The sequence below is a fragment of the Bradyrhizobium sp. USDA 4503 genome (genome assembly GCF_054055815.1).
Genome location: NZ_JBSRXS010000001.1, coordinates 5664038 through 5685110 on the forward strand (window position 1 = coordinate 5664038; position 21073 = coordinate 5685110).

20 protein-coding genes and 1 tRNA gene are annotated in these 21073 nt (G+C 65.7%); 7 read left to right on the forward strand and 14 right to left on the reverse strand.

Annotated elements, in window-relative coordinates; translation table 11 throughout:
* Positions 1-4: 4 nt before the first annotated feature.
* Together typA and ACVMIH_RS27025 are read left to right on the forward strand one after the other, a co-directional pair.
* Complete coding sequence (gene typA, locus ACVMIH_RS27020; RefSeq protein ID WP_016847242.1) at positions 5-1831, forward strand: translational GTPase TypA; 1827 nt, start codon at positions 5-7, stop codon at positions 1829-1831.
* Between the two features lie 178 nt (positions 1832-2009).
* Positions 2010-3260 (forward strand): flavin monoamine oxidase family protein, encoded by a 1251-nt coding sequence (locus tag ACVMIH_RS27025; protein WP_456854187.1) that lies wholly within the window; start codon positions 2010-2012, stop codon positions 3258-3260.
* A gap of 42 nt (positions 3261-3302) precedes the next feature.
* On the opposite strand, the gene ACVMIH_RS27030 is transcribed toward ACVMIH_RS27025, so the two are convergent.
* From ACVMIH_RS27030 to ACVMIH_RS27040, 3 genes are all read right to left on the reverse strand, one after another.
* Positions 3303-3710 (reverse strand): thiol-disulfide oxidoreductase DCC family protein, encoded by a 408-nt coding sequence (locus ACVMIH_RS27030; RefSeq protein ID WP_076834976.1) that lies wholly within the window; start codon positions 3708-3710, stop codon positions 3303-3305.
* A 58-nt stretch (positions 3711-3768) separates the two neighbouring features.
* Positions 3769-5097: an SDR family oxidoreductase gene (locus ACVMIH_RS27035; RefSeq protein ID WP_456854185.1), complete on the reverse strand. Its 1329-nt coding sequence runs from the start codon at positions 5095-5097 to the stop codon at positions 3769-3771.
* Positions 5098-5222: 125 nt separating this feature from the next.
* Entirely contained in the window at positions 5223-5690 is a 468-nt protein-coding gene (locus ACVMIH_RS27040) for a DUF2269 family protein (RefSeq protein WP_456854183.1), read from the reverse strand.
* A gap of 374 nt (positions 5691-6064) precedes the next feature.
* On the opposite strand from ACVMIH_RS27040, the gene ACVMIH_RS27045 reads away from it, so the two are divergent.
* Complete coding sequence (locus ACVMIH_RS27045; protein WP_028343770.1) at positions 6065-6574, forward strand: GNAT family N-acetyltransferase; 510 nt, start codon at positions 6065-6067, stop codon at positions 6572-6574.
* Between the two features lie 165 nt (positions 6575-6739).
* Positions 6740-7270, forward strand: coding sequence for an inorganic diphosphatase (ppa, locus tag ACVMIH_RS27050; protein WP_028337382.1), 531 nt, complete (start codon positions 6740-6742; stop codon positions 7268-7270).
* A 154-nt stretch (positions 7271-7424) separates the two neighbouring features.
* Here ppa and folD read toward each other — a convergent pair whose 3' ends face one another.
* Genes folD through ACVMIH_RS27065 form a run of 3 tightly spaced genes read right to left on the reverse strand, consistent with a single transcriptional unit; the run spans position 7425 to position 8958 of the window.
* The gene (gene folD / locus ACVMIH_RS27055; protein ID WP_253625278.1) at positions 7425-8309 is read right to left on the reverse strand and encodes a bifunctional methylenetetrahydrofolate dehydrogenase/methenyltetrahydrofolate cyclohydrolase FolD; all 885 of its coding nucleotides are present in this window, start codon (positions 8307-8309) and stop codon (positions 7425-7427) included.
* A gap of 1 nt (position 8310) precedes the next feature.
* Entirely contained in the window at positions 8311-8646 is a 336-nt protein-coding gene (locus ACVMIH_RS27060) for a DUF167 domain-containing protein (RefSeq protein ID WP_456854181.1), read from the reverse strand.
* Positions 8647-8667: 21 nt separating this feature from the next.
* Positions 8668-8958 (reverse strand): YggT family protein, encoded by a 291-nt coding sequence (locus ACVMIH_RS27065; RefSeq protein WP_016847252.1) that lies wholly within the window; start codon positions 8956-8958, stop codon positions 8668-8670.
* A 297-nt stretch (positions 8959-9255) separates the two neighbouring features.
* On the opposite strand from ACVMIH_RS27065, the gene ACVMIH_RS27070 reads away from it, so the two are divergent.
* Positions 9256-9331: transfer RNA gene (locus ACVMIH_RS27070), tRNA-Ala, on the forward strand.
* A gap of 151 nt (positions 9332-9482) precedes the next feature.
* On the opposite strand, the gene ACVMIH_RS27075 is transcribed toward ACVMIH_RS27070, so the two are convergent.
* The 7 genes from ACVMIH_RS27075 to ACVMIH_RS27105 all read right to left on the reverse strand — a co-directional run bounded on the left by ACVMIH_RS27075 (position 9483) and on the right by ACVMIH_RS27105 (position 17436).
* Positions 9483-10292: an enoyl-CoA hydratase gene (locus ACVMIH_RS27075; protein ID WP_456854179.1), complete on the reverse strand. Its 810-nt coding sequence runs from the start codon at positions 10290-10292 to the stop codon at positions 9483-9485.
* 116 nt (positions 10293-10408) lie between these two features.
* Positions 10409-11224: a glutamine amidotransferase gene (locus ACVMIH_RS27080; RefSeq protein ID WP_456864031.1), complete on the reverse strand. Its 816-nt coding sequence runs from the start codon at positions 11222-11224 to the stop codon at positions 10409-10411.
* Positions 11225-11366: 142 nt separating this feature from the next.
* Positions 11367-12146, reverse strand: a complete 780-nt coding sequence (locus ACVMIH_RS27085; RefSeq protein WP_076834982.1) for an SDR family NAD(P)-dependent oxidoreductase — start codon at positions 12144-12146, stop codon at positions 11367-11369.
* Positions 12147-12372: 226 nt separating this feature from the next.
* The gene (locus ACVMIH_RS27090) at positions 12373-12876 is read right to left on the reverse strand and encodes a tellurite resistance TerB family protein (protein ID WP_016847256.1); all 504 of its coding nucleotides are present in this window, start codon (positions 12874-12876) and stop codon (positions 12373-12375) included.
* A gap of 277 nt (positions 12877-13153) precedes the next feature.
* The gene (locus ACVMIH_RS27095; protein WP_225642287.1) at positions 13154-14563 is read right to left on the reverse strand and encodes an adenylate/guanylate cyclase domain-containing protein; all 1410 of its coding nucleotides are present in this window, start codon (positions 14561-14563) and stop codon (positions 13154-13156) included.
* A 41-nt stretch (positions 14564-14604) separates the two neighbouring features.
* A complete protein-coding gene (locus ACVMIH_RS27100; protein ID WP_456864034.1) occupies positions 14605-15990 on the reverse strand; it encodes a cytochrome P450 in 1386 nt (461 codons plus the stop codon).
* A gap of 84 nt (positions 15991-16074) precedes the next feature.
* Positions 16075-17436 carry a hydrolase gene (locus tag ACVMIH_RS27105; RefSeq protein WP_456864037.1) on the reverse strand — a complete coding sequence of 454 codons (1362 nt, stop codon included), beginning with the start codon at positions 17434-17436 and terminating at the stop codon, positions 16075-16077.
* A gap of 184 nt (positions 17437-17620) precedes the next feature.
* Here ACVMIH_RS27105 and ACVMIH_RS27110 point away from each other — a divergent pair, with 184 nt between their 5' ends.
* On the forward strand, positions 17621-19300 hold the full coding sequence (locus ACVMIH_RS27110; RefSeq protein WP_456864040.1) for an MFS transporter: 1680 nt from the start codon (positions 17621-17623) through the stop codon (positions 19298-19300).
* Between the two features lie 137 nt (positions 19301-19437).
* On the opposite strand, the gene ACVMIH_RS27115 is transcribed toward ACVMIH_RS27110, so the two are convergent.
* Positions 19438-19653 carry a hypothetical protein gene (locus tag ACVMIH_RS27115; RefSeq protein WP_456783059.1) on the reverse strand — a complete coding sequence of 72 codons (216 nt, stop codon included), beginning with the start codon at positions 19651-19653 and terminating at the stop codon, positions 19438-19440.
* 308 nt (positions 19654-19961) lie between these two features.
* Between ACVMIH_RS27115 and ACVMIH_RS27120 the strand changes: the two genes are divergently transcribed.
* Entirely contained in the window at positions 19962-21014 is a 1053-nt protein-coding gene (locus ACVMIH_RS27120; protein ID WP_456864043.1) for a polysaccharide deacetylase family protein, read from the forward strand.
* Positions 21015-21073: the final 59 nt, after the last annotated feature.

Consider the following 21073-nt stretch of genomic DNA (forward strand, 5'->3'; position numbering starts at 1 on the left):
AGCCATGAACCTTCGCAACGTCGCCATCATCGCCCACGTCGACCACGGCAAGACCACCCTCGTCGACCGCCTGCTGCAGCAATCCGGCACCTTCCGCGAGAACCAGAAGGTCACCGAGCGCGCCATGGACTCCAACGACCTGGAGCGCGAGCGCGGCATCACCATCCTGGCCAAGGCCGCCTCGGTGCAGTGGAAGGACATCCGCGTCAACATCGTCGACACCCCCGGCCACGCCGACTTCGGCGGTGAGGTCGAGCGCATCCTCAACATGGTGGACGGCGCGCTGGTGCTGGTCGACGCCGCCGAGGGCCCGCTGCCGCAGACCAAGTTCGTGGTGTCGAAGGCGCTCAAGATCGGTCTGAAGCCGATCGTCGTGATCAACAAGGTCGACCGTCCCGACGCACGCCCGACCGAGGTCATCAACGAGGTGTTCGACCTGTTCGCGGCGCTCGACGCCAGCGAGGAGCAGCTCGACTTCCCGATCCTGTACGGATCGGCCAAGCAGGGCTGGATGGCGGAGAGCCCGGAGGGTCCGAAGGACCTCGGCATGCAGCCGCTGTTCGACCTGATCGTGCGCCACGTCGAGCCGCCGAAGGTCGAGGAAGGTCCGTTCCGCATGATCGGCACCATCCTCGAGGCCAACCCCTATCTCGGCCGCATCATCACCGGCCGCATCTCCTCGGGCTCGATCAAGCCGAACCAGCAGGTCAAGGTGCTGTCCGCCGACGGCAAGCTGATCGAGAGCGGCCGCCTGACCAAGATCCTCGCCTTCCGCGGCCTTGAGCGCACCCCGCTCGAGGAGGCCGAGGCCGGCGACATCGTCGCGATCGCGGGCCTCACCAAGGGCACCGTTGCCGACACCTTCTGCGATCCCACCGTCGAGACGCCGCTGCCGGCGCAGCCGATCGATCCGCCGACGGTGTCGATGTCGTTCATCGTCAACAACTCGCCGCTCGCCGGCACCGAAGGCGACAAGGTGACCTCGCGCATGATCCGCGACCGCCTGATGCGCGAGGCCGAGGGCAATGTCGCGCTGCGCGTCGTCGAGGCCGCCGACAAGGATTCCATGGAAGTCTCCGGACGCGGCGAATTGCAGCTCGCGATCCTGATCGAGACCATGCGCCGCGAGGGCTTTGAGCTCTCGGTGTCGCGCCCGCGCGTCGTGCTGCAGAAGGACGAGGCGACCGGCGCCTGGCAGGAGCCGATCGAGGAAGTCGTGATCGACGTCGACGAGGAGCATTCCGGCGTCGTCGTGCAGAAGATGAGCGAGCGCAAGGCCGAGATGATCGAGATGCGCCCGTCCGGCGGCAACCGCCTGCGGCTGGTGTTCTACGCGCCGACCCGCGGCCTGATCGGCTACCAGGGCGAACTGCTCACCGACACCCGCGGCACCGCGATCATGAACCGCATCTTCCACGGCTATGCCGCCTACAAGGGCGAGATCCAGGGCCGCCGCAACGGCGTCCTGATCTCCAACGACCAGGGCGAAGCGGTGGCCTATGCGATGTTCAAGCTGGAAGACCGCGGCCCGATGATGATCGAGCCGGGCTGGAAGGTCTACAAGGGCATGATCGTCGGCGAGCACACCCGCGACAACGACCTCGAGATCAACGTGCTGAAGGGCAAGCAGCTCACCAACATCCGCACCACCTCGAAGGACGAGGCGGTGCGCCTGACGCCGCCGATCCGGATGACGCTGGAAAAGGCGCTCGCCTATATCGAGGACGACGAGCTCGTCGAGGTGACGCCGAAGTCGATCCGGCTGCGCAAGAAGCACCTCGACCCGAACGACCGCAAGCGCGCCGAAAAGGCCAAGGAAGCTGTAGCTTAAGCGGTGGCGTAGTAGCCTGTCGTGCCCCGGCTTGTCCGGGGCATCCAGTACGCCGCGACCTGTCGGCTTGAGCTCCTCTGTCTCTGGAATACGGATCACCCGCCTTCGCCTGCGCGGGTGATGACAGTCATGCATGTGGCGGCTTCAGGCCCGGCGGCGGACGTGCTAGAGCCGGGACATGACTTCCCCTCCCTCCACGATCGATGTTGCCATCATCGGCGCCGGCGCCGCAGGCCTCGGTGCCGCGAATGCGCTGAAGGACTCCGGCCTCTCCACGATCGTGCTGGAAGCCCGCGACCGCCTCGGCGGCCGCGCGCATACGATTCAGGCCGCGCCTGACGTGGTGTTCGACGTCGGCTGCGGCTGGCTGCACTCGGCCGACCGGAACAGCTTTGTCGGCATCGCCCGGCAACTCAACTTCGAGCTCAACAAGGACTTGCCGCCGTGGCGCGAGCGCGCCTACGGCGAGGCGTTCCCGCAGGCCGCTCGCGACGACTTCACGCACGCACTCGACCAATTCTACGACCGCATCGAGCAGGCGGCGCGGCACGGCAAGGACTGCCCGGCCAGCCTGTACCTCGAGCCTGGCAACCGCTGGAACCCGATGATCGATGCGATCTCCACCTATGTGAACGGTTGCGAGCTCGACCAGGTCTCGATCCTCGACGTCGACGCCTATGAGGACACCGACGTCAATTGGCGGGTGCGGCGCGGCTATGGCGCGCTGGTCGCGGCCTATGGCGCGCAGGTGCCGGTGGCGCTGAACTGCGAGGTCAGCCTGATCGATCACTCCGGCAAGCGGATCCGCATCGAGACCTCGCGCGGCGCGCTTGAGGCGGACAAGGTGATCGTCACCGTGCCGACCAACCTGATCGCCGATCAGACGATCCGCTTTTTACCTGCGCTGCCGGACAAGCTCGACGCCGCGCGCGGCCTGCCGCTCGGCCTTGCCGACAAGGTGACGCTGGCGCTCGCCGAGCCCGAGGCGCTGCCGAAGGAAGGCAATCTGCGCGGCGCCACCATGCGCACCGAGATGGGCACCTATCACATCCGCCCGTTCGGCCAGCCCTGCATCGAAGGTTTCTTCGGCGGCCGTTTTGCGCGACAGCTTGAAGATGCCGGCGACGGCGCCATCGCCGCGCACAGTATCGACGAGATCGTCTCCTTTCTCGGCAGCGATTTCCGCCGCAAGCTGAAGCCGCTCAGCGAATCCCGCTGGGCCCATGACCCGTTCGCCCGCGGCTCCTACTCGCACGCACTGCCCGGCCACGCCGACAAGCGCGCCGTGCTGGCCGCGCCGGTCGACGGGCGGCTGTTCTTCGCCGGCGAAGCGACGTCGCCGGAGTTTTTCTCGACGGCGCACGGCGCGCGGGACTCGGGCGAGCGGGCGGCGAGGGAAGTGGCGGATGGATTTCCGCATAAGGGGTAGCCGTCAGATTGGTCATTCCGGGATGGTCCGAACGACCAGACTTCACTCCAGCACCCTCGCCCGCATATCCGCGTCGGGCACGAAGCACGTCTCGTACTTCCCGAAGATGCGATAGCGGTTGCGGGCGATCAGGCTGTAGACGGCATCGCGCAGCGGCTTGGGGACCGCGAACAGTGTGCGGGTCCAGCGCCAGCCGGGCAGATGGCTCAGCACCGTCAGCGCCGCGTCGGACTTCATGTAGGCGACGCCGCCATGGACGACGGCGTTGGTGTCGGGGTCGTCAGGATCGATGCCGAAGCTCTTCGCCAGCCGCGTGCCGTAGCCGGACTGGATCGGCGTGAAGCGAAAGCGGCGTGCCGTGTCGCGGGCGATGACGAAGCGGACCCAGCGCGAGCAGAAGATGCAGACGCCGTCATAGAGGATCACGTCGTCGTCGGGCCAACTGCTCATCTCGATTCCCTCAACGCGTTTTCTTCACGCGAACCCGCTCCCACTTCGCTCGAAAACGCTACCGGTTATCCAGGATCAACAGCGCGACCAGCATCAGCACGATCGCAGGTCCCGTCTTCACCAGCGCGCCGAGCGGCTCGATCCAGAGATCCGGCGTCAGTATCGCCGATCCCGCCATGTAGCCGAGCGAGGCGACGATGCCTGCGATCAGACCGAACGCCGCGGTGCGACGGATCGCGATCAGCACCCCGATGCTCATGTCCATCAGGCTGGTCAACACCGTCACCGGCCCGACCAGCGCCGCCGGGAAATGGTGCGCACGCAAAATGCCCGCCGCGGCGTCATAGGAGATCACCAGCGCGATGAAGCCGGATGCGACCCAGAACAGCACGAGGCTTGCGAAGATCAGCGCCTTGATCAGGAACAGCCGCGCGAACCATTTATCCTGAATGGTCGCGGGGCGGCCGCCGACCGCTTGCGCGATTGTCGTCGGCACGATGCCGGTCGCTTGCATCCAGCCTGCGGGATCGCCGGTGACGCCGCGGCGCAGTTCGGCGATCGCGGTGGAGCGCAGCGGCGGCATCCAGCCGAGCCGGCTCGCGAGATCGCCGAGGCGGGCGCCGAGATCGATCAGGACTGGCGGCGTCGCGATGCGGACATGCTTTGCCGTGCCGAACGACCGGCGGAACTGGGCGATGACGCCGCCGAGCGAAATCGGCTGCTCCTGCATCAGGTCCCATGTCACCGATCGCACCGCTTCATCGGCGACATCGCGCGCCGCAAGCCAGGCGATGGTCGCGGCGATATCCTCGACCGCGACCGGCTGGAACGGCGTCGCGGCCTCATCGGCCGGCAGTTCGACCGGCAGCGCCGCCAGCGCGCGCAGCATGGCGCTGCCACCATAGGCCGACGGCGCGATGACGAAGCCCGGGCGCAGGATCGCGTGGGGAATCTCGGACGCTGCGATCAGCCGTTCGGCCTCGCGCTTGGTGGTGCTGAAGGCGGTGCGGTCCGCATCGGCAGCGCCGGGAATCGAGATGTGGACGAGACGAATGGCGCGGTGGCTGTCACCGATCGCCTGCAACAGCCGCGCGACGTGGTCGCGATGCACCGCGCTTGTGTCGCTGCCCGGACCATCCTGCAGCACGCCGAGGCAATTCACCACGATGTCGGCCTCATGGGTGCGAAGCAGCTGCGTCAGCGCCGCGGCATCCATCGACATGACAGGCAGCTCGATGTCGGTCGCGCTGATTTTCTGCGCCGGCGTGAAATGCCGCGCGACCCCGATCACGTGTAAGCCGCGCGCCCGCAGATCGTCGGTGATGGTGCGCCCGATCAGGCCCGAGGCGCCGAGCACGAGGATGTTGTGTGATGCGTCGTCACTCATGAGGCCCCAGACTATTTGGCGTCATTCCGGGGTGCGAAGCGAACCCGGAATCTCGAGATTCCCCGATGCGCAATTGCGCATCTGCGGTTCGATGCTTCGCATCGTCCCGGAATGACGACACTGCGCTAAAATGGTTTCGCGATCATCAGCCAGAGGATGATCATCACGGAGCCGAAGCCGGGAATACCGAACAGGAACCAGCGGCGAAACAGCGCAAAATAACGCGGCGGCAGCGGAAGGCCTTTTTCGACGGCCGCCTGCGCGAGGTTGCGCATCTCGATCTGCATGAAGACGACGGGAACCCAGAACACGCCGGCCAGCGCGTAGAGCGCAAGCGAAACCGCCAGCCAGCGCTCGGTGATGCTCGTTGCCGACAACAGCATCAGCAGTCCGCCGCTCACCGGCTGAAGCAGCACGGCACTCAGCGTGAAGATCATGTCCGCGATCACGACGGTCGCCGCCGTGCGCGCGATGAACGCCACATCCTGCGTGCGATGCGCCGCCAGCATGAAGAAGGCGATGCCGGTCCCGGTGCCCAGGATCACGATGGCCCCGAGCACGTGCAGATATTTGATCAGGAAGTAGAGCGTCATCGCAGTCCGCTCGTGATCAGGCCAACTTCGGCGCGCACAAATACCGCCGCTGCCATAGGCCGGTCGGGCGCGAAAATCCACTGCGGCGGCGCAGGCGTGGCGCGGTCGGAGTACCCACATCGCGTCTGGATTCGCCCGCAGAATCCCGGCCGCGAATCAGCCCCCGAATGAGCTTTTTCCAACTATGGCAGTGTCATACTGCGCTCGCGATCCACGCTTTGCACAGCTCCGGATCGGCGGTTGGCCGCTTGAACTCCGGCAAGTGTCCTCTTTCGGAACAAGTTCTCACGACACTGATGCAAAAAATCCACAGATTAACCGATAATTAACGATGGACCTTGAAGGCGGCCCGCCGACTTGCTTTGATTACACCCATGAGCACAACGCTAATCGAGGTCCGGCCGGCCAAAGCTGCAGACGCGGCGGCGGTGGCGTCTACCCATGACGAAGCCTGGCGCTCGGCGTATCAGGGAATCATCCCCGGCGCCGAACTCGAAAAGCTGATCAATCGCCGCGGCCCGCAGTGGTGGGACAGCGCCATCCGCAAGGGCAGCCGCGTCAGCGTGCTGGTGTTCGGCGACCGGGTCGCAGGCTACGCCAATTACGGCCGCAACCGCGCCCGCAGCCTGCATTTCGAAGGCGAGATCTACGAGCTCTATCTGCGGCCGGAATTCCAGGGGCTTGGCTTCGGCCGGCGCCTGTTCGCCTCCGCCCGCCGCGACCTGATGCAGAGCGGCCTCAAGAGCATGGTGATCTGGGCGCTCTCCGACAACGAGCCGGCAACCGAGTTTTACCGTGCGCTGGGCGGCCGAATGGTGGCGCGCTCTTCGGAGCGGTTCGGGCCCAAGTCGCTCGACAAGGTCGCTTTCGCCTGGGCCAACTGAAAATCCTGCTTCTCTCGCAGCTGCAGCAAGGCTAAACCAGCCTCCAGCGCTGCGCGCGTCGGCCAGCCCGGTCTCAAGGCCGGGCCGGGAGCCGTTTCGCGGCCCGGCGGCGCCAACCAAAAAATCACATCGTTCTCAACTTCCAGAGGCCACGCGGAGCAATCCATGCGTATCGACGCCATATCGATCGGAAAAAATCCGCCCCACGACGTCAACGTCATCATCGAGGTTGCCGTCGGCGGCGAGCCAATCAAGTACGAAATGGACAAGGAAGCCGGCACGCTCGTGGTGGACCGCTTCCTCTACACGCCGATGCGCTATCCCGGCAATTACGGCTTCATCCCGCACACGCTGTCCGGCGACGGCGATCCCTGCGACGTGCTGATCGTCAACACCCGCGCGATCGTGCCGGGCGCGGTGATGAGCGTCCGCGTGGTCGGCGTGCTCCTGATGGAGGACGAGGCCGGCGGCGACGAGAAGATCATCGCGGTGCCGTCATCGAAGCTGACCCAGCGCTACGACAAGGTGCAGAACTACAGCGACCTGCCCGACATCACGCTGCAGCAAATCCAGCACTTCTTCGAGCACTACAAGGACCTCGAGAAGGGCAAGTGGGTGAAGGTGCTACGCTGGGGCGACGCCGACGAAGCCCGCAGGCTGATCCTCGAAGGCATCGAGCGCGCGAAGAAGAAGTGACTAACCTCGCCCCGCTTGCGGGGAGAGGTCGGATCGCATGTAGCGGAGCGGAATGCGATCCGGGTGAGGGGGTACAGGTCTTTCGACAGTCCCATCTCGGAGAGGGGCCCCTCACCCCAACCCTCTCCCCGCAAGAGCGGGGCGAGGGAGCATTTCACACCGCCGGCGCCGCCAAGCCGGCAATCGCACAGGCGGCGCGCAGCGTGTTGACCAGGAGGCACGCCACCGTCATCTGCCCGACGCCGCCGGGCACCGGCGTGATTGCGCCGGCGACATTGAGGGCTTCCTGGAACGCGACATCGCCGACCAGTTTCGGCTTGCCGCCGGGCACCGGAATGCGGTTGATGCCGACATCGATCACCGTCGCGCCCGGCTTCAGCCAGTCGCCCCGCACCATCTCGGGCCGGCCGACCGCGGCATAGACCAGATCGGCCTGGGCGCAGAGCTTTGGCAGATCGCGCGAGCGCGAATGCGCGATCGTCACCGTCGCGTTCTCGTTCAGCAGCAATTGCACCAGCGGACGACCGACCAGATTGGAGCGGCCGATCACGATCGCGTTCATGCCCTCCAGCGAGGCGTGCACGCTCTTGGTCAGGATGATGCAGCCGAGCGGCGTGCAGGGCGACAGCGCCGCCAAGCCCCCGGCGAGCCGGCCGGCATTGTTGGGGTGCAGGCCATCGACGTCCTTGGCCGGATCGATCGCGTTGATGATGGTCTCGGTGTGCAGCGACTTCGGCAGCGGCAGCTGCACCAGGATGCCATGCACCATGGGATCGCGGTTGAGCCGCGCGATCAGCGCCAGCAGATCGGCCTGCGACACATCCTCCGGCAGCTTGTGCTCGAACGAGGCCATGCCGGCGGCCTGGGTCTGGGTGTGCTTGCTGCGGACATAGACCTCGCTCGCGGGATCATGGCCGACCAGCACGACGGCGAGCCCCGGCGTGAGCTGGTGGTCGCGCTTGACGCGGGCGACCTCGTCGGCGACGCGGGCGCGAAGCTCGGCGGCGATGGCTTTTCCGTCGATGATGCGGGCAGTCATGTCAGTCCCTTGTCTGCTGGTTCGGCTTGGCCGCAGTCAGCTTCCTCAATGTATCGCCGAGCCCTTTCGGATCGCCGTCCACCGCGACCTGCTTGAGCCGCGAGGTGGCGCCGGACAACAGCTTCACCCTGGCTTTCGGCACGCCGAGCGCCTTGGCCAGCAGCTCAGTCACCGCACGGTTGGCCTCGCCGCCCTCGGCGATGGCGCGCACCCGCACCTTCACCACCGAACGGCCGTTGGCCAGCGTCTCGATCCCGTCGACGTCGTCGCGGCCGCCGCGCGGCGTCACGCGCAGCGCGATGCTGATGCCCTCGGTGGAATAGCGCCACGGATCCATCAAGGCCCCGTCGAGAAAGGGTCAGATCACGTTGGGATAGATGTAATAGGCGATCACCCGCTGGATGAACATGATGATCAGGATCACGATGATCGGCGATATATCGAGCCCGCCCAGATTCGGCATCACGTTGCGGATCGGCCGCAGCACCGGCTCGGTGATCCGGTAGAGGAACTCGGCCACCGCGGAAACGAACTGGTTGCGCGTGTTGACCACATTGAAGGCGACCAGCCAGGACAGGATGGCGGAGGCGATCAGCAGCCAGACATAGAGGTCGAGGATGATGATGACGATGTCGAGAACAGCGCGCATATGAGGGGGGCTCGCGGGTAAGACAACCGATTGAAGCGCAACGAGACCGGACTGAGCCGCCATCGCGCTTCTTGTTTGAGCAGGATCGTTTCGGAAAACCGCTATGCACTGGGCGCTCGGGCGGTCCGCCGGGTCGGGATCACGCCCTAGATATCGGTTCATCCCCCCGCAAACAAGGGAAGTTCCCGGCGGGACAGGCCGAAAACCGCGCTTTCACCGTTCTTGACTTGACCTTGGACGGGACTGTAAATGGCGCCCGACTGACGGCCGGGATACTCAGCAACACCCGGCCGCGATGGGGCCATAGCTCAGCTGGGAGAGCGCGTCGTTCGCAATGACGAGGTCGGCGGTTCGATCCCGCCTGGCTCCACCAGCCTTCGCTCGCTTCGCGAGCTTCGGCTCGGCAAGCCCGGATAGTCCATCGCAGCGATGCGAGCGAAGGCTGCCGCGGCGTAGCCCGAAGGGCGAAGCCGGGCCGAGGCAATCTGCCCGCAGGGCGAAGATGGACTTTGTCCGTTAGCCCCTCACGTCCCGGTAAACCGTGGCGGCCGCTTCTCCACAAAGCTCGCGACGCCTTCCTGGAAATCATTGCCCTTCAGCGCGATCTGCATCTCGCGGTTGGCATCGATGGTGGCTTCGGCGAGCGTCTGGAACGGCACGTCGTAGATCTGGCGCTTGATCACCGCGATCGCGCTCGGCGAGACGAAATCGGCGAGGTCGCGGGCATAGGCATAGGTCTCCTCGCGCAGCTTCTCCGGCGAGGAGAGCCGGTTGACGAGGCCGATGCGCAGCGCCTCCTCGGCCGACACCCGCCGCGCCGACATCAACAGATCGAGCGCGTTGGCGTGGCCGACGATCCGCGGCAGCATCCAGCTGATGCCGTGTTCGGCGATCAGGCCGCGCCGCGCGAAGGCGGTGGTGAACACCGCGGTGTCGGCGGCGAAGCGCAAATCGCAATAGAGCGCGTGGACCAGGCCGATGCCGGCGGTGGCGCCGTTGAGCATCGCGATCACGGGCTTCCGGATCGCGGGATAGTAGGCGTAGCGCGTCTGCCAGTCGGCGCGGCGGTTCATGTCGAACGGGATGTTCTCGCCGCGCCTGACCTCGTTGGGATCGATCCCCTTCAGCGCGTCCATGTCGGCGCCGGCGCAGAAGCCGCGGCCCGCGCCGGTCAGCACGATGACGCGAACGTTCTCGTCGTTGGCCGCCGCCTCCATGGCGTGGCGCACGTCGCGCTCCATGATCGCGGTCCACGCATTCATGCGATCGGGGCGATTGAGCGTGATGGTCGCGATCCTGTCGCTGACCTCATAGAGGATGTGCTCGTAGCTCACGGCGATCTCCCTGTGCCTTGTTGTTATCGATACGCGCGGCGATGCGGCCTGCGCGCGGCGGCCGACAGTAGCACATTCACGAGAATGAAAAGCCGGCGCGAAATTCCGCGTGGCGGCTATTCAGCGGCCTGCAGCAGCTGCCGCTGCGGCACGCGCGCGATCCAGCCGTCGATGAAATGCTTCAGCCACGCGCGCTCGGCGGCATCGTGCACGGCACGCTCGGCGAAGTGCAGATGGCCCGGTTGTGCGCCCGGCGAATCCATCCGTGCGCAACCGCGTGTGGTCCAGCGATGCATCATCGCGTAGGTCACGTCGGGATGGAATTGCAGGCCGAAGGCGTTGCCGAACTGGAACGCCTGCACCGGGAAATCATCGCCCGCCGCGAGCAGGTCGGCGCCGGCCGGCAATTGAAATCCCTCGCCGTGCCAGTGATAGACCCGCGCCGGCCAGTCCGGGCAGAGCGCGCGGCCCGCCTCGGTCGGCCTGACCGGATAATAGCCGACCTCGACACGGCCTTGCGGATGCGGCGCGACCTCGGCGCCGAGCTGCCGCGCCAGCATCTGCGCGCCGAGGCAGATGCCCAGAAACGGACGCTGCTCGCGCAGCGGAACGGCGATCCAGTCGATCTCGCGCCGCACATAGTCGTCGCCATCATTGGCGCTCATCGGACCGCCGAAGATCACCGCGCCGGCATGCGCATCGAGCGTTTCGGGCAGCGCGTCGCCGAAGCGCGGGCGGCGGATGTCGAGGCGGTAACCCAGCGCGCGCAGGGCGTTGCCGATCCGGCCGGGAGTCGATGTCTCCTGATGCAGCACGATCAGCACCGGCCGCAACGAGATCTGATCCAAGACCTGATCCCTGGGCGTGACCGCGGCCGGCTTTCGGCTGGCGAAGGGCACCATGACACGGCTCTGGTCAGTCCGGAACGACATTGCCTCTGCTTAAAGTTTCGGCACGTAAGGCGCGATCATAGCTAAGTGGTCGTTAACATCGTGTGAGTTTGCGCACAGCCAAGCGAAGCAAATCGCGGGCCAGAAACAGCCTTAGCGGCAACGAGTGGGCTTTCCAGGGCAGCTAGCGCTTGCGGAGCTGGAATCCGCCGACCGCCGTCAGGATGAAGTCGCGCGGAAACAGCCGGAGCAGGAACGGCACCAGCTTGATGAAGGTGCCGGGCAGCACCGCGCGCTTGTTGGCCATCAACCCGCGATAGGCCTGACGGGCCACCTCTTCCGGTGAAACGTTGAGGATGGCGGAATCGAATCCAGGGGCAAATCCGGCGCGATCCTGAAACTCCGATGGTACCGGGCCCGGGCAACACACGGTGACACGCACGCCCTGCGGCGCCAGCTCACAGCGCAACGCCTCGGTAAACGACAACACATAGGCCTTGCTGGCGTAGTACACGGCCATGCCGGGGCCCGGCAGAAATCCGGCGATCGAGCCGAGATTGAGGATGCCGCCGCGGTTGCGGATCAGCTGGTCGGCAAAGCGCAGCGTCAGATCGGTCAGCGCGCGGATATTGACATTGATGATGTTGAGCTGCTCGGCGCGGTCGCGCTCGATGGCGCGGCCGAACAGGCCGAAGCCGGCATTATTGACGAGAAATTCGACCTCGACCCCGGCGTCGGTCAGGGCCTGCGCGATCCGGTCGCCCGCATCGGCGTGCTGGAGATCACAGGGGATCACAATCGGCGCTGCGCCGCCCTTGGCCCCGAGTTCGTCGGCGAGCGCCTTCAGGCGGTCGGCGCGCCGCGCCACGAGCGCCACACGGTGACCATTCGATGCAAACACGCGCGCCAGTTCGGTGCCTATGCCCGCCGATGCCCCGGTTATCAGCGTCACACGCTCGGTCACGTTTCAAACTCTTACTGCAAATTCTAGTGAGGTCCCCAACAAGCCGACGAGAGCATAGGCATGCGGTGGGACGCAAGCCGTGTGTAAGCTTGTGGACAGCGGCGAGGCACTGGTTTTGTGATGAAACGCCAGATTTTCAGTCGGATCGCCCACAATCGCGGCGGACATTAAAATTTCGTCATCCCTGATACCGGTGACGATGCGTCCGCCGGCGCGGGCAATCGCGTCAGATTGCGGCGTCCGCCGTGCCCCATGGGCCCTTTGGCAGCGCCGCCTGCTTCTCGGCAACCCGATGCTTGAGATCGATGCGGTCGCGCGAGGAAATGCCGAGCAGATCGGCGGCGCGCCAGACCACATTGTCCTCGAACTCGCTGACCTGACCGTCGGCATAGACCAGCTCCCACATCATCTCGACGATGCGCAGGCGTCCCTCCTCGTTCACCGAGCGCATGATCACACTGGTAAAGTGATAGAGATCGACGGCCTCGCCCTCGACGCGCATGGCAGAGGCGATCAGCTTGTCGGCCGCGCCGCGATCGAGTTGGAAACGGCTCTCGATCAGGCCGTGCAGCTTGCGCGTCTCGGCAGGCGTCGGCTCGCCATCCAGCGAGACGACATGCACCAGCAGCGCCGTCGCCGCCAGGCGATAGTCGCCGTCATCGAAGGTGCGGTCGGCCTGAGCATCGGGGGAAACGATATCGGCAATGAATTGGCGAAGTCCGTCGAGCATCGTTCTCTCTGTGGAATGAAGCCTGCCTGAATTGAGCGTGATCTTCCGGCCATCAAGTTTTCCCGGATCCCGCTCCGTTGAAATCTATATGGCGTGGAAACAGAACCGGTGCAATCCGCGCAAGTTCCCGCTGCGACATTACGTTTCGGCAACATGGATTGAGTCATTCCGGGGCGATGCGAAGGCATCGAACCCGGAATCTCGAGATTCCCCGATGCGCAATTGCGCATCTGAGGTCTGGTCCTGACGAACCATCCCGGAATGACGATGTGCTCAACTACGGTATCTCGTACACCACGAGCTTGTCGGCAATGCCACGCAGTGCCGCTTCCTTCTGGATCGGCTTGATCGCGGCGCGATCGAGGATGCCCGCGACCTCAGCCGATTCCATCACCGGCTGGGTCAAATGGATTTCCTGCGACGTCGACAGGCTCTGCACCCTGGCTGCGATATTCACAGTCTGGCCGAAATAATCCTGCCGCTCGTTGAGCGTCACCGCAAGGCACGGCCCCTCATGGATGCCGATCTTGACGATCAGATCTTCCTTGCCGCGCGCGGTGTTGAGCTGCTTCATCGCCGCCCGCATGCGCAGGCCCGCCGACAATGCATGCTCTGGCCGGATGAAGGTCGCCATCACGGCATCGCCGATCGTCTTCACGACGGCGCCGTGCTCGGAAGCGATGATCTCGAGCAGCGCGTGGAAATGCGCGCGCACCAGATCGAATGCGGCGAGATCGCCGACCCGTTCATAGAGCGCAGTCGAGCCTTTGAGGTCGGTGAACAGGAAGGTGAGCGCGGTGATCTTCAGCCGCTGGTCGACCGTGAGGTTGTCGGCCTTGAACACATCACGGAAGGTCTGGTTCGACAGCATCCGCTTCGCGGTGAGGATCGGCTTGCGCTTGCCGAGCAGCTCATGCAGCGCATCGGCCGCGACCCAAACAGCGGGCAGCACGCGGGTGTCGGTTTGGTTGTCCAGCGACAGCCGGAGCGGCCCCGGCCGCAGCACCGTGGTGCCGGTCGGCGCCTGCAGTTTGTTGAACACGATCGAGAATTGCTGGCGCTCAGTGGTCGGCTCGCCCTGCACGTCGAAGAAATGCGCCGAGTGCGTCACCGGCTCGAACACGATCAGGAACTGCTTCGGCAATTGCAGCGACAGCAGCGCCTTTTCGCCGGCCGGCAATTCCAGCGATTCCAGCGTCACCTCCTTGAGCAGGCGCTCCAGCGAGTCTTCGTTGAGCTCGATGCCCGAGCTCCAGAACATCTGGCGGACATATTCCCAGATCGGCAGCGTGTTCGGATCATGCGCGCCGATGCGGCGCACGCGCGGGCTGACGGTGAAGGCGACCTCGACCAGATCGTCGACGGACGCTTCGTATCCGGCCGCGCACAGCGCGCAGTTGTAGTCGTCATGGCGCAACGACTTCAGCGTCGAATGCGCATCGAGCACGCCGCCGCAGCCCGGGCACAGCACATTCCAGCTCATGTCGAACAGGCCGAGCCGCGACGCATGCAGGAAGCCGGAGATTACCTTCTCCTGGTCGAGCCCGGTGCGGTTCGAGAAATCCAGCAGATTGATGCGATTGAGATCCCGGTCATGACCGTCCGCGATCAGCTGCTGCATGGCATCGACGACGGCCGGATCGGTCGTCTGCCTGAGGACTGCGAAATGGGCCTGCGTATCGCTCATGGTGAGCCCCTAGATGAGCATTGGGACACCGCCGCGCAAGATCAGCGCGGCTTGATCGTAAACACCGGCGAGCGGCTCGGCTGTGTCGTCACCACGCCGATCGGCAGCACCGGATCCTTGTCCGCCAGCGCGACGCGGAACGCGCCGATGATCTTCGCAAGCGCTAGCGTCGCCTCGACCAACGCAAAATGCGCCCCGATGCAGACCCGCGCGCCGACCCCGAACGGCAGATAGGCGAACCGATCGGGCGGCGTTCCCGTCATGAAACGCGACGGCACGAACGCGTTCGGATCGCGCCACAGCTTCTCATGCCGGTGCAACAGCCACGGCGCGATCAGGATTACGTCACCCTTCCTGACCGGACGGCCCGCGATGGTATCGGGACCGCCCGCCGCACGCGCGATCAGGAACGCCGGCGGATAAAGCCGCATGGTTTCGTCGATCACCGCGCGGGTGAATTTCAGCCGCTCGATGTCGAGCGCGCCAGACGTCGCCGCGCTCCCGACTTCTGCCGCCAGCTGTTCCTTGGTCAGGGGATCGAGCGCCAGCAGATAGAGCGCCCAGAACAGCGCGGTCGCAGTCGTCTCGTGGCCGGCCAGGATCATGGTGGCGACCTGGTCGCCGAGTTGGGCATCGGTGAAGGCCTCGCCGGTTTCAGGATCACGCGCGGCGCCCATCAGGTCGAACAGGTCGCGGGCCGGCGCGTTGTCATCCTTGCCGGCCGCACGTCGCTCGGCCATCAGCATGCCGACGAACGCGGTCCAGCGCTTGCGGAAACGGGCGCGGCGGAAATCCTGCGGCGTCGGCCAGTTCAACGGCAGCACCAGATCGAGCATGTGCGGCCGCGCCAGCGTGTTGCCATACTCCATCACGAAATCCCGCAGCGCGGCGCCGTGGCGATCCATGCCGAACGAGAACATGGTGCGGCCGGCGATCTCCAGCGTCATCCGCTGCATCGCCTCGCGCAGATCGACCGGGCCGCCGCTGGCGGAGTTCAGCTTTGCGATGGTCTCGTCGACCGCCGCAATCATGTAAGGCACCAGCGTCGTCACCGCGCGCGGCGTGAACGCCGGCGCCAGCGTGCGGCGCTGGTGTTTCCATGCACGCCCTTCGGCGATCAATAGCCCCTCGCCGAGCATCGGACGCAGCACGCGAAGGCCGGCCGGCGTGCGGGTGTAGTTCTCGTAATTGTCGACCAGCACATGGCGGATCGCATCCGGCGTGTTGAGGATGAAGCTCGAGTGCTTGAGGAAGCGGCCCTGGACGATATCGTCCTCATAGGCGCGCTGGCCCCAGGTCTCGATCGGCGAGTTGCGCATCACCCGCATGCGCTGGAACGCGCCCATGTCGTCGGGCGCACGCGGCGGGGCCGGCGGGACCAGGGGACGCCGCGTGACCGTGATATCGTAGACCTCGGCTATGCTCATGGTCCTCGCTTCCCTGCCTCACGCGACGGCCGATCCGGCCATGCGATCCCGGCGCCATGAAGGCGCGCGGACCCTGCACCAGACCTAATAAGTCAGCTCGGCGACCGCAATGCGATTCTCCGATGCCGGCCAGGCCCGCATCATAATGCGCTCCCCGTTGAAGATCGCGGCGACCGGACGGCCGACATCGTCCGCGGCGAGCCGCAGCGTCGTCACCGAATCGGTCGGCACGCCCGGCTTTACATCGGCCGGCTCCTTGCCGTCGAACAGCACGATATCGCGCGGCAGGCCGAAATAGCCGCGCGGCCGCGACATCAGCACAACCGCGCCTGCGCCGGCATCGGCCGGTCCCAGCGGCCGCGCCGCGCGCAGATGCACGATCTCGGACGAGCGCGTAAACGGCGAGCGATAGATGTGCGTCGTCGCCGTACCAGGTGACGTCAGCACGAATTCGAGCGGCCACGACGGGTCGACCTGCGCCGGACCCCAGCGACCGTCAGCGCCGGTCTGCGAGCTGTGCAGCGGGCCGCCGATGCGCTCGCCGGTCTCCGCCGCGACATGATAGATATCTACCGTGGCCCCCGGCACCGGCCGGTTGGTCGGCACGCCGCCGGGCATGCCTGTGACGAGGCCGCTCAGCCTCACCGCGGTCTCCGGCACGATCTCGATCCGCGACGGCTCGTGCCTTGCGATGAATTTGTAGATCTCGCGAAAGGCCCGCGGATGAAAGGCGGTCTCGCGATGATCGACCGCGCCAAGCACCAGATTGGTCGCGCCTTTCAGCGCCGGGCCGTCCGTCGTGACGTTGGTCGGCGTGCCCGGCTTGCCGACGAAGCGGCCGTCGGCCTGCGCATATTTATCGAGGCCGTCGCTGCGCAGCGTCAGGAACAAGGTGCCAACAGTCACTTCGCTGTCGCCATCGTTCAGTCCGCGCAGGAACGGACCACGCCCGTTGAACTCGTTGCCGAGCCCGTCGTCCCACGCATACACACCGTGATTGGGCGTGCCGCACAGCACCGCGTGGCTGATGTCGCCGCCGCCACCATTCTTGATGTAATTGCGGATCGCATTGCCGCCGCGCGAACTGCCGACCAGTGCGATCCGTGGCGCACCGGTCTTCTGCTTCAGCTCCCTGATCGCCTCGGCGAGCTCGCGGCGCTGGTCCTCGGTCGAGGAGCGGCTCGCCTGCTCGATCTTGTCGTCGGTGCGTGCCAGCGGATCGGTGAAATTGATCGCGGCCATGCGCTCGCGCGGCACCCCGTTGCATTCCATCCGCCACAGCGTCGTCATCCAGAGCGCGGCGTGATCGCCATTGCCGTGCACGAACAGAATCGGCGGGGTGTCACCGGCGGGCGCCGGTTGAGCCGAGGCCGGGGCGCCGAGGCGGCTGGCCAAGAGGGACATGGCGCCGGCCCCTTGCAATATTCTCCGCCGCGACAGTGCCATTAGCCCCTTCCCCCCGACCTTCCCTTGACCTGCCCTTGGCCTTCCTCAGGTCTTTCAGTGCTTTAGCTGTACCCTATCCCCGCCAAGGATGCCGTAATCGCTGGACAGGACACGCGTTTCGCGGGCATCAGTTGGTGCAGCCGGAATCGTCCAACAAGCCATAGCAGGCCAACCGGAACTGGATATGACCGAACCGCGTGATCGCCCCGACAGTATCACTGCACCGTTGCGGCATTCAATCTTCAGGCGAATCTGGCTCGCGAGCCTGCTCTCCAATCTAGGCATCCTGATCCAGGGCGTCGGCGCGGCCTGGGCGATGACGCAGATGACCTCGGAGGCCGACAAGGTCGCGCTGGTGCAGACCGCCTTGATGTTGCCGGTGATGCTGATCTCGATGCCGGCCGGGGCCATCGCCGACATGCACGACCGCCGCATCGTCGCGCTGGTGTCGCTGGCGATCGCGCTGACCGGCGCCACCAGCCTGACCGTGCTGGCCTGGCTCAATCTGGTAACGCCGAACATCCTGCTCGCGCTGTGCTTCGTCGTCGGCAGCGGCATGGCGCTGTTCGGCCCGGCCTGGCAGTCCTCGGTCAGCGAACAGGTGCCGCCGGAGACGCTGCCCGCCGCGGTCGCGCTGAACGGCATCAGCTACAACATCGCGCGCAGCTTCGGTCCGGCGATCGGCGGCATCGTGGTAGCGTCCGCGGGCGCCGTGGCCGCCTTCGCCGCCAATGCCGTGCTGTATCTGCCGCTGCTCGTCGTGCTGTTCCTGTGGAATCGCGTCAGCGAGCCGTCGCGGCTGCCGCGCGAGCGGCTGAACCGCGCCATCGTCTCCGGCGTGCGCTACATCACCAATTCGCCGTCGATCAAGATCGTGCTAACCCGCACCATGGTGACCGGCATCATCGGTGGCTCGGTCTCGGCGCTGATGCCGCTGGTGGCGCGCGACCTGTTGCACGGCGGCGCGCAGACCTACGGCATCATGCTCGGTGCCTTCGGCATGGGCGCGGTGATCGGCGCGCTCAACATCAGCGAGATTCGCAGCCGGCTCAGCGGCGAAGCCGCCATACGCGTCTGCGCTTTGACGATGGGCGCGGCGATCGCCGCGGTTGCCGTGAGCAAGCAGCCGGTGATCACCGCCGCAGCGCTGGTGGTTGCCGGAGCGGCGTGGATGCTGGCGATCGCGCTGTTCAATATCGGCGTGCAGCTCTCCGCGCCGCGCTGGGTCGCGGGCCGCTCGCTGGCGGCCTTCCAGGCCGCGATCGCCGGCGGCATCGCGATCGGCAGCTGGTGCTGGGGACGCATCACGGACGTCGGCGGCGTCGAGATGGCGCTGTTGATCTCCGCTGGTCTGATGCTGCTGTCGCCGCTGCTCGGCATCTGGCTCAGGATGCCGCCGATCGGCGCACGCAACGAGGACGCGACCGATGCGCTGGCCGATCCCGAGGTGCGGCTGCAACTGAGCGGGCGCAGCGGGCCGCTGGTGGTCGAGATCGAATACCGGGTGGCGCAGGACAACGCCCGCGCCTTCCACAATGTGATGCAGGACGTGCAGCTCAGCCGCCAGCGCAACGGCGCCTATGGCTGGTCGATTGCCCGCGACATCGCCGATCCCGAATTGTGGACCGAGCGCTATCATTGCCCGACCTGGCTCGATTTCCTGCGCCAGCGCAACCGCGCCACGCAGATCGAGCGCGAACTGCATCAGAAGGCCGCCGACTTCCACATCGGCGCCGAGCCGATCCGCGTGCGCCGGATGCTGGAGCGTCCGTTCGGATCGGTTCGCTGGAAGGACGAGACCCCGGACCGCGCCGCCAAGGAGGTGATCCCGGTGGTCGCGACCGCAGCGGGCAGCAGTACATAGTCTCTCCATTGTCATTCCGGGGCGCGCGAATAGCACGAACCCGGAATCTGGAGATTATCAGCTCGAGATTCCCCGATGCGCAGTTGCGCATCTGAGGTTCATCGCTCCGCGATGCCCCGGAATGACAGCTGATGGGTCTACTGCCCGTGATCGGCGAGCGTCTGCTGGCAGGCCTTGCTGAGGCGGCTGCGATGCTCCTTCAGGCACGCCAGCACGACCTGATCGCCCTCGCTGAGATGGGCGCGGCAGAACCGCGAGGCATCGCGCGAGCAGGCATCGCGCCCCTGCTGCTGCGCCGAGGCGGCCGACGTCAACAGAACCAGCGGAACGACGGCAAGCAGAAATCGGGTCATCTCTCAAAGCCTCTCAAGCGTTTTCGCGCGAAGGGGTGCGGTTCGCGTGAAGACAACGCGTCAAATAAGGAATCCGGAGCCCCGTTCCGAATCATCGGAGCGGAAACGGCTCCAGGGAATGCGACCGGTTTTATAGCGTTTCCGTGCCGCGAAGAAGCTTGAAACCGACTGTGACGGTCATCACGCATGGTAACGCCCGCTTTTTCTTGTCCTTCCGGCGCCTTGTTGGGATCGCGTTAAGACCTTGTTGGCATTAATCGCTCGTTACGGCTGTGGCGTATCCTTAAGTTCCGAGAGAGTGTGTAGCGATGCGTAGTGCGTTGGGCCTGATGCTGGCCAGTGTTGTAACGGCGATCGTGATCGCCGGCGTGTGGTTCTGGACCTCCTCGCCGCGTGCCGACGCGGCTCCTCCGCAAACCACGGCTGCGGCCAAGGCCGATCCGATGCCTGCGGCGGCAAAACAGGCCGCCAGGGACGATGTCGAGACGACCGCAGCGCTGTCGAAGCGCGCCGATGCCACCCAGGCCGCGGCCCCGGCCGCCACTCCTGCGCCGGCGCCGGCCCCCGTCGCGGCCGCGGCCAAATGCGCCAACCCCGACGCGCTCGGCATCAGCCGCACCGTCGTGGTCGACACCAATGGCGGCCCGGGCTTCGGTTTCCTGCAGTACAAGCAGTATGACTTCCTGACCGACAAGGAGGTCGTGCTGACCTTCGACGACGGTCCGTGGCCGACCACGCCGGCCGTGCTCAAGGCGCTGGCCGATGAATGCACCAAGGCGGTGTTCTTCCCGATCGGCCTGCACACCACCTATCACCCGGACATCCTGCGCCAGGTCGCCGCCGCCGGCCACACCATCGGCGCCCACACCTGGTCGCATGCGCATCTCGCCAGCAAGAAGTTGACCGAGCAGCAGGCCAAGGACGAGATCGAAAAGGGCTTTAGCGCGGTGAAGCTGGCGCTGGGTGCCAACCCTGCTCCGTTCTTCCGCTTCCCGGCGCTGGCGCACACCCCGGCGACAACCGCCTATCTCGGCACCCGCAACATCGCGATGTTCTCGGTCGACGTCGACTCCAACGACTTCAAGTCCAAGAGCGCGGACGAGGTGATCAACAACGTGATGACCAAGCTCGACAAGGAGCACAAGGGCATCATCCTGATGCACGATTTGCAGAAGCACACCGCGCAGGCGCTGCCGACGCTGCTCCGCAAGCTCAAGGCCGGCGGCTACAAGGTGGTCTGGATGAAGGCCAAGACCCAGCTCGAGACGCTGCCCGAATACGACGCGATGATGGCGAAGACCGAGAAGCCGATCGCAACGGGCCGGCCGATCGGCAACGTCGTGCAGACGGTCGCCGAGTAACGCAGCGAACGCACTCTCAACGCAAAGCGCCCCTGGATCGGATCCAGGGGCGCTTTCGC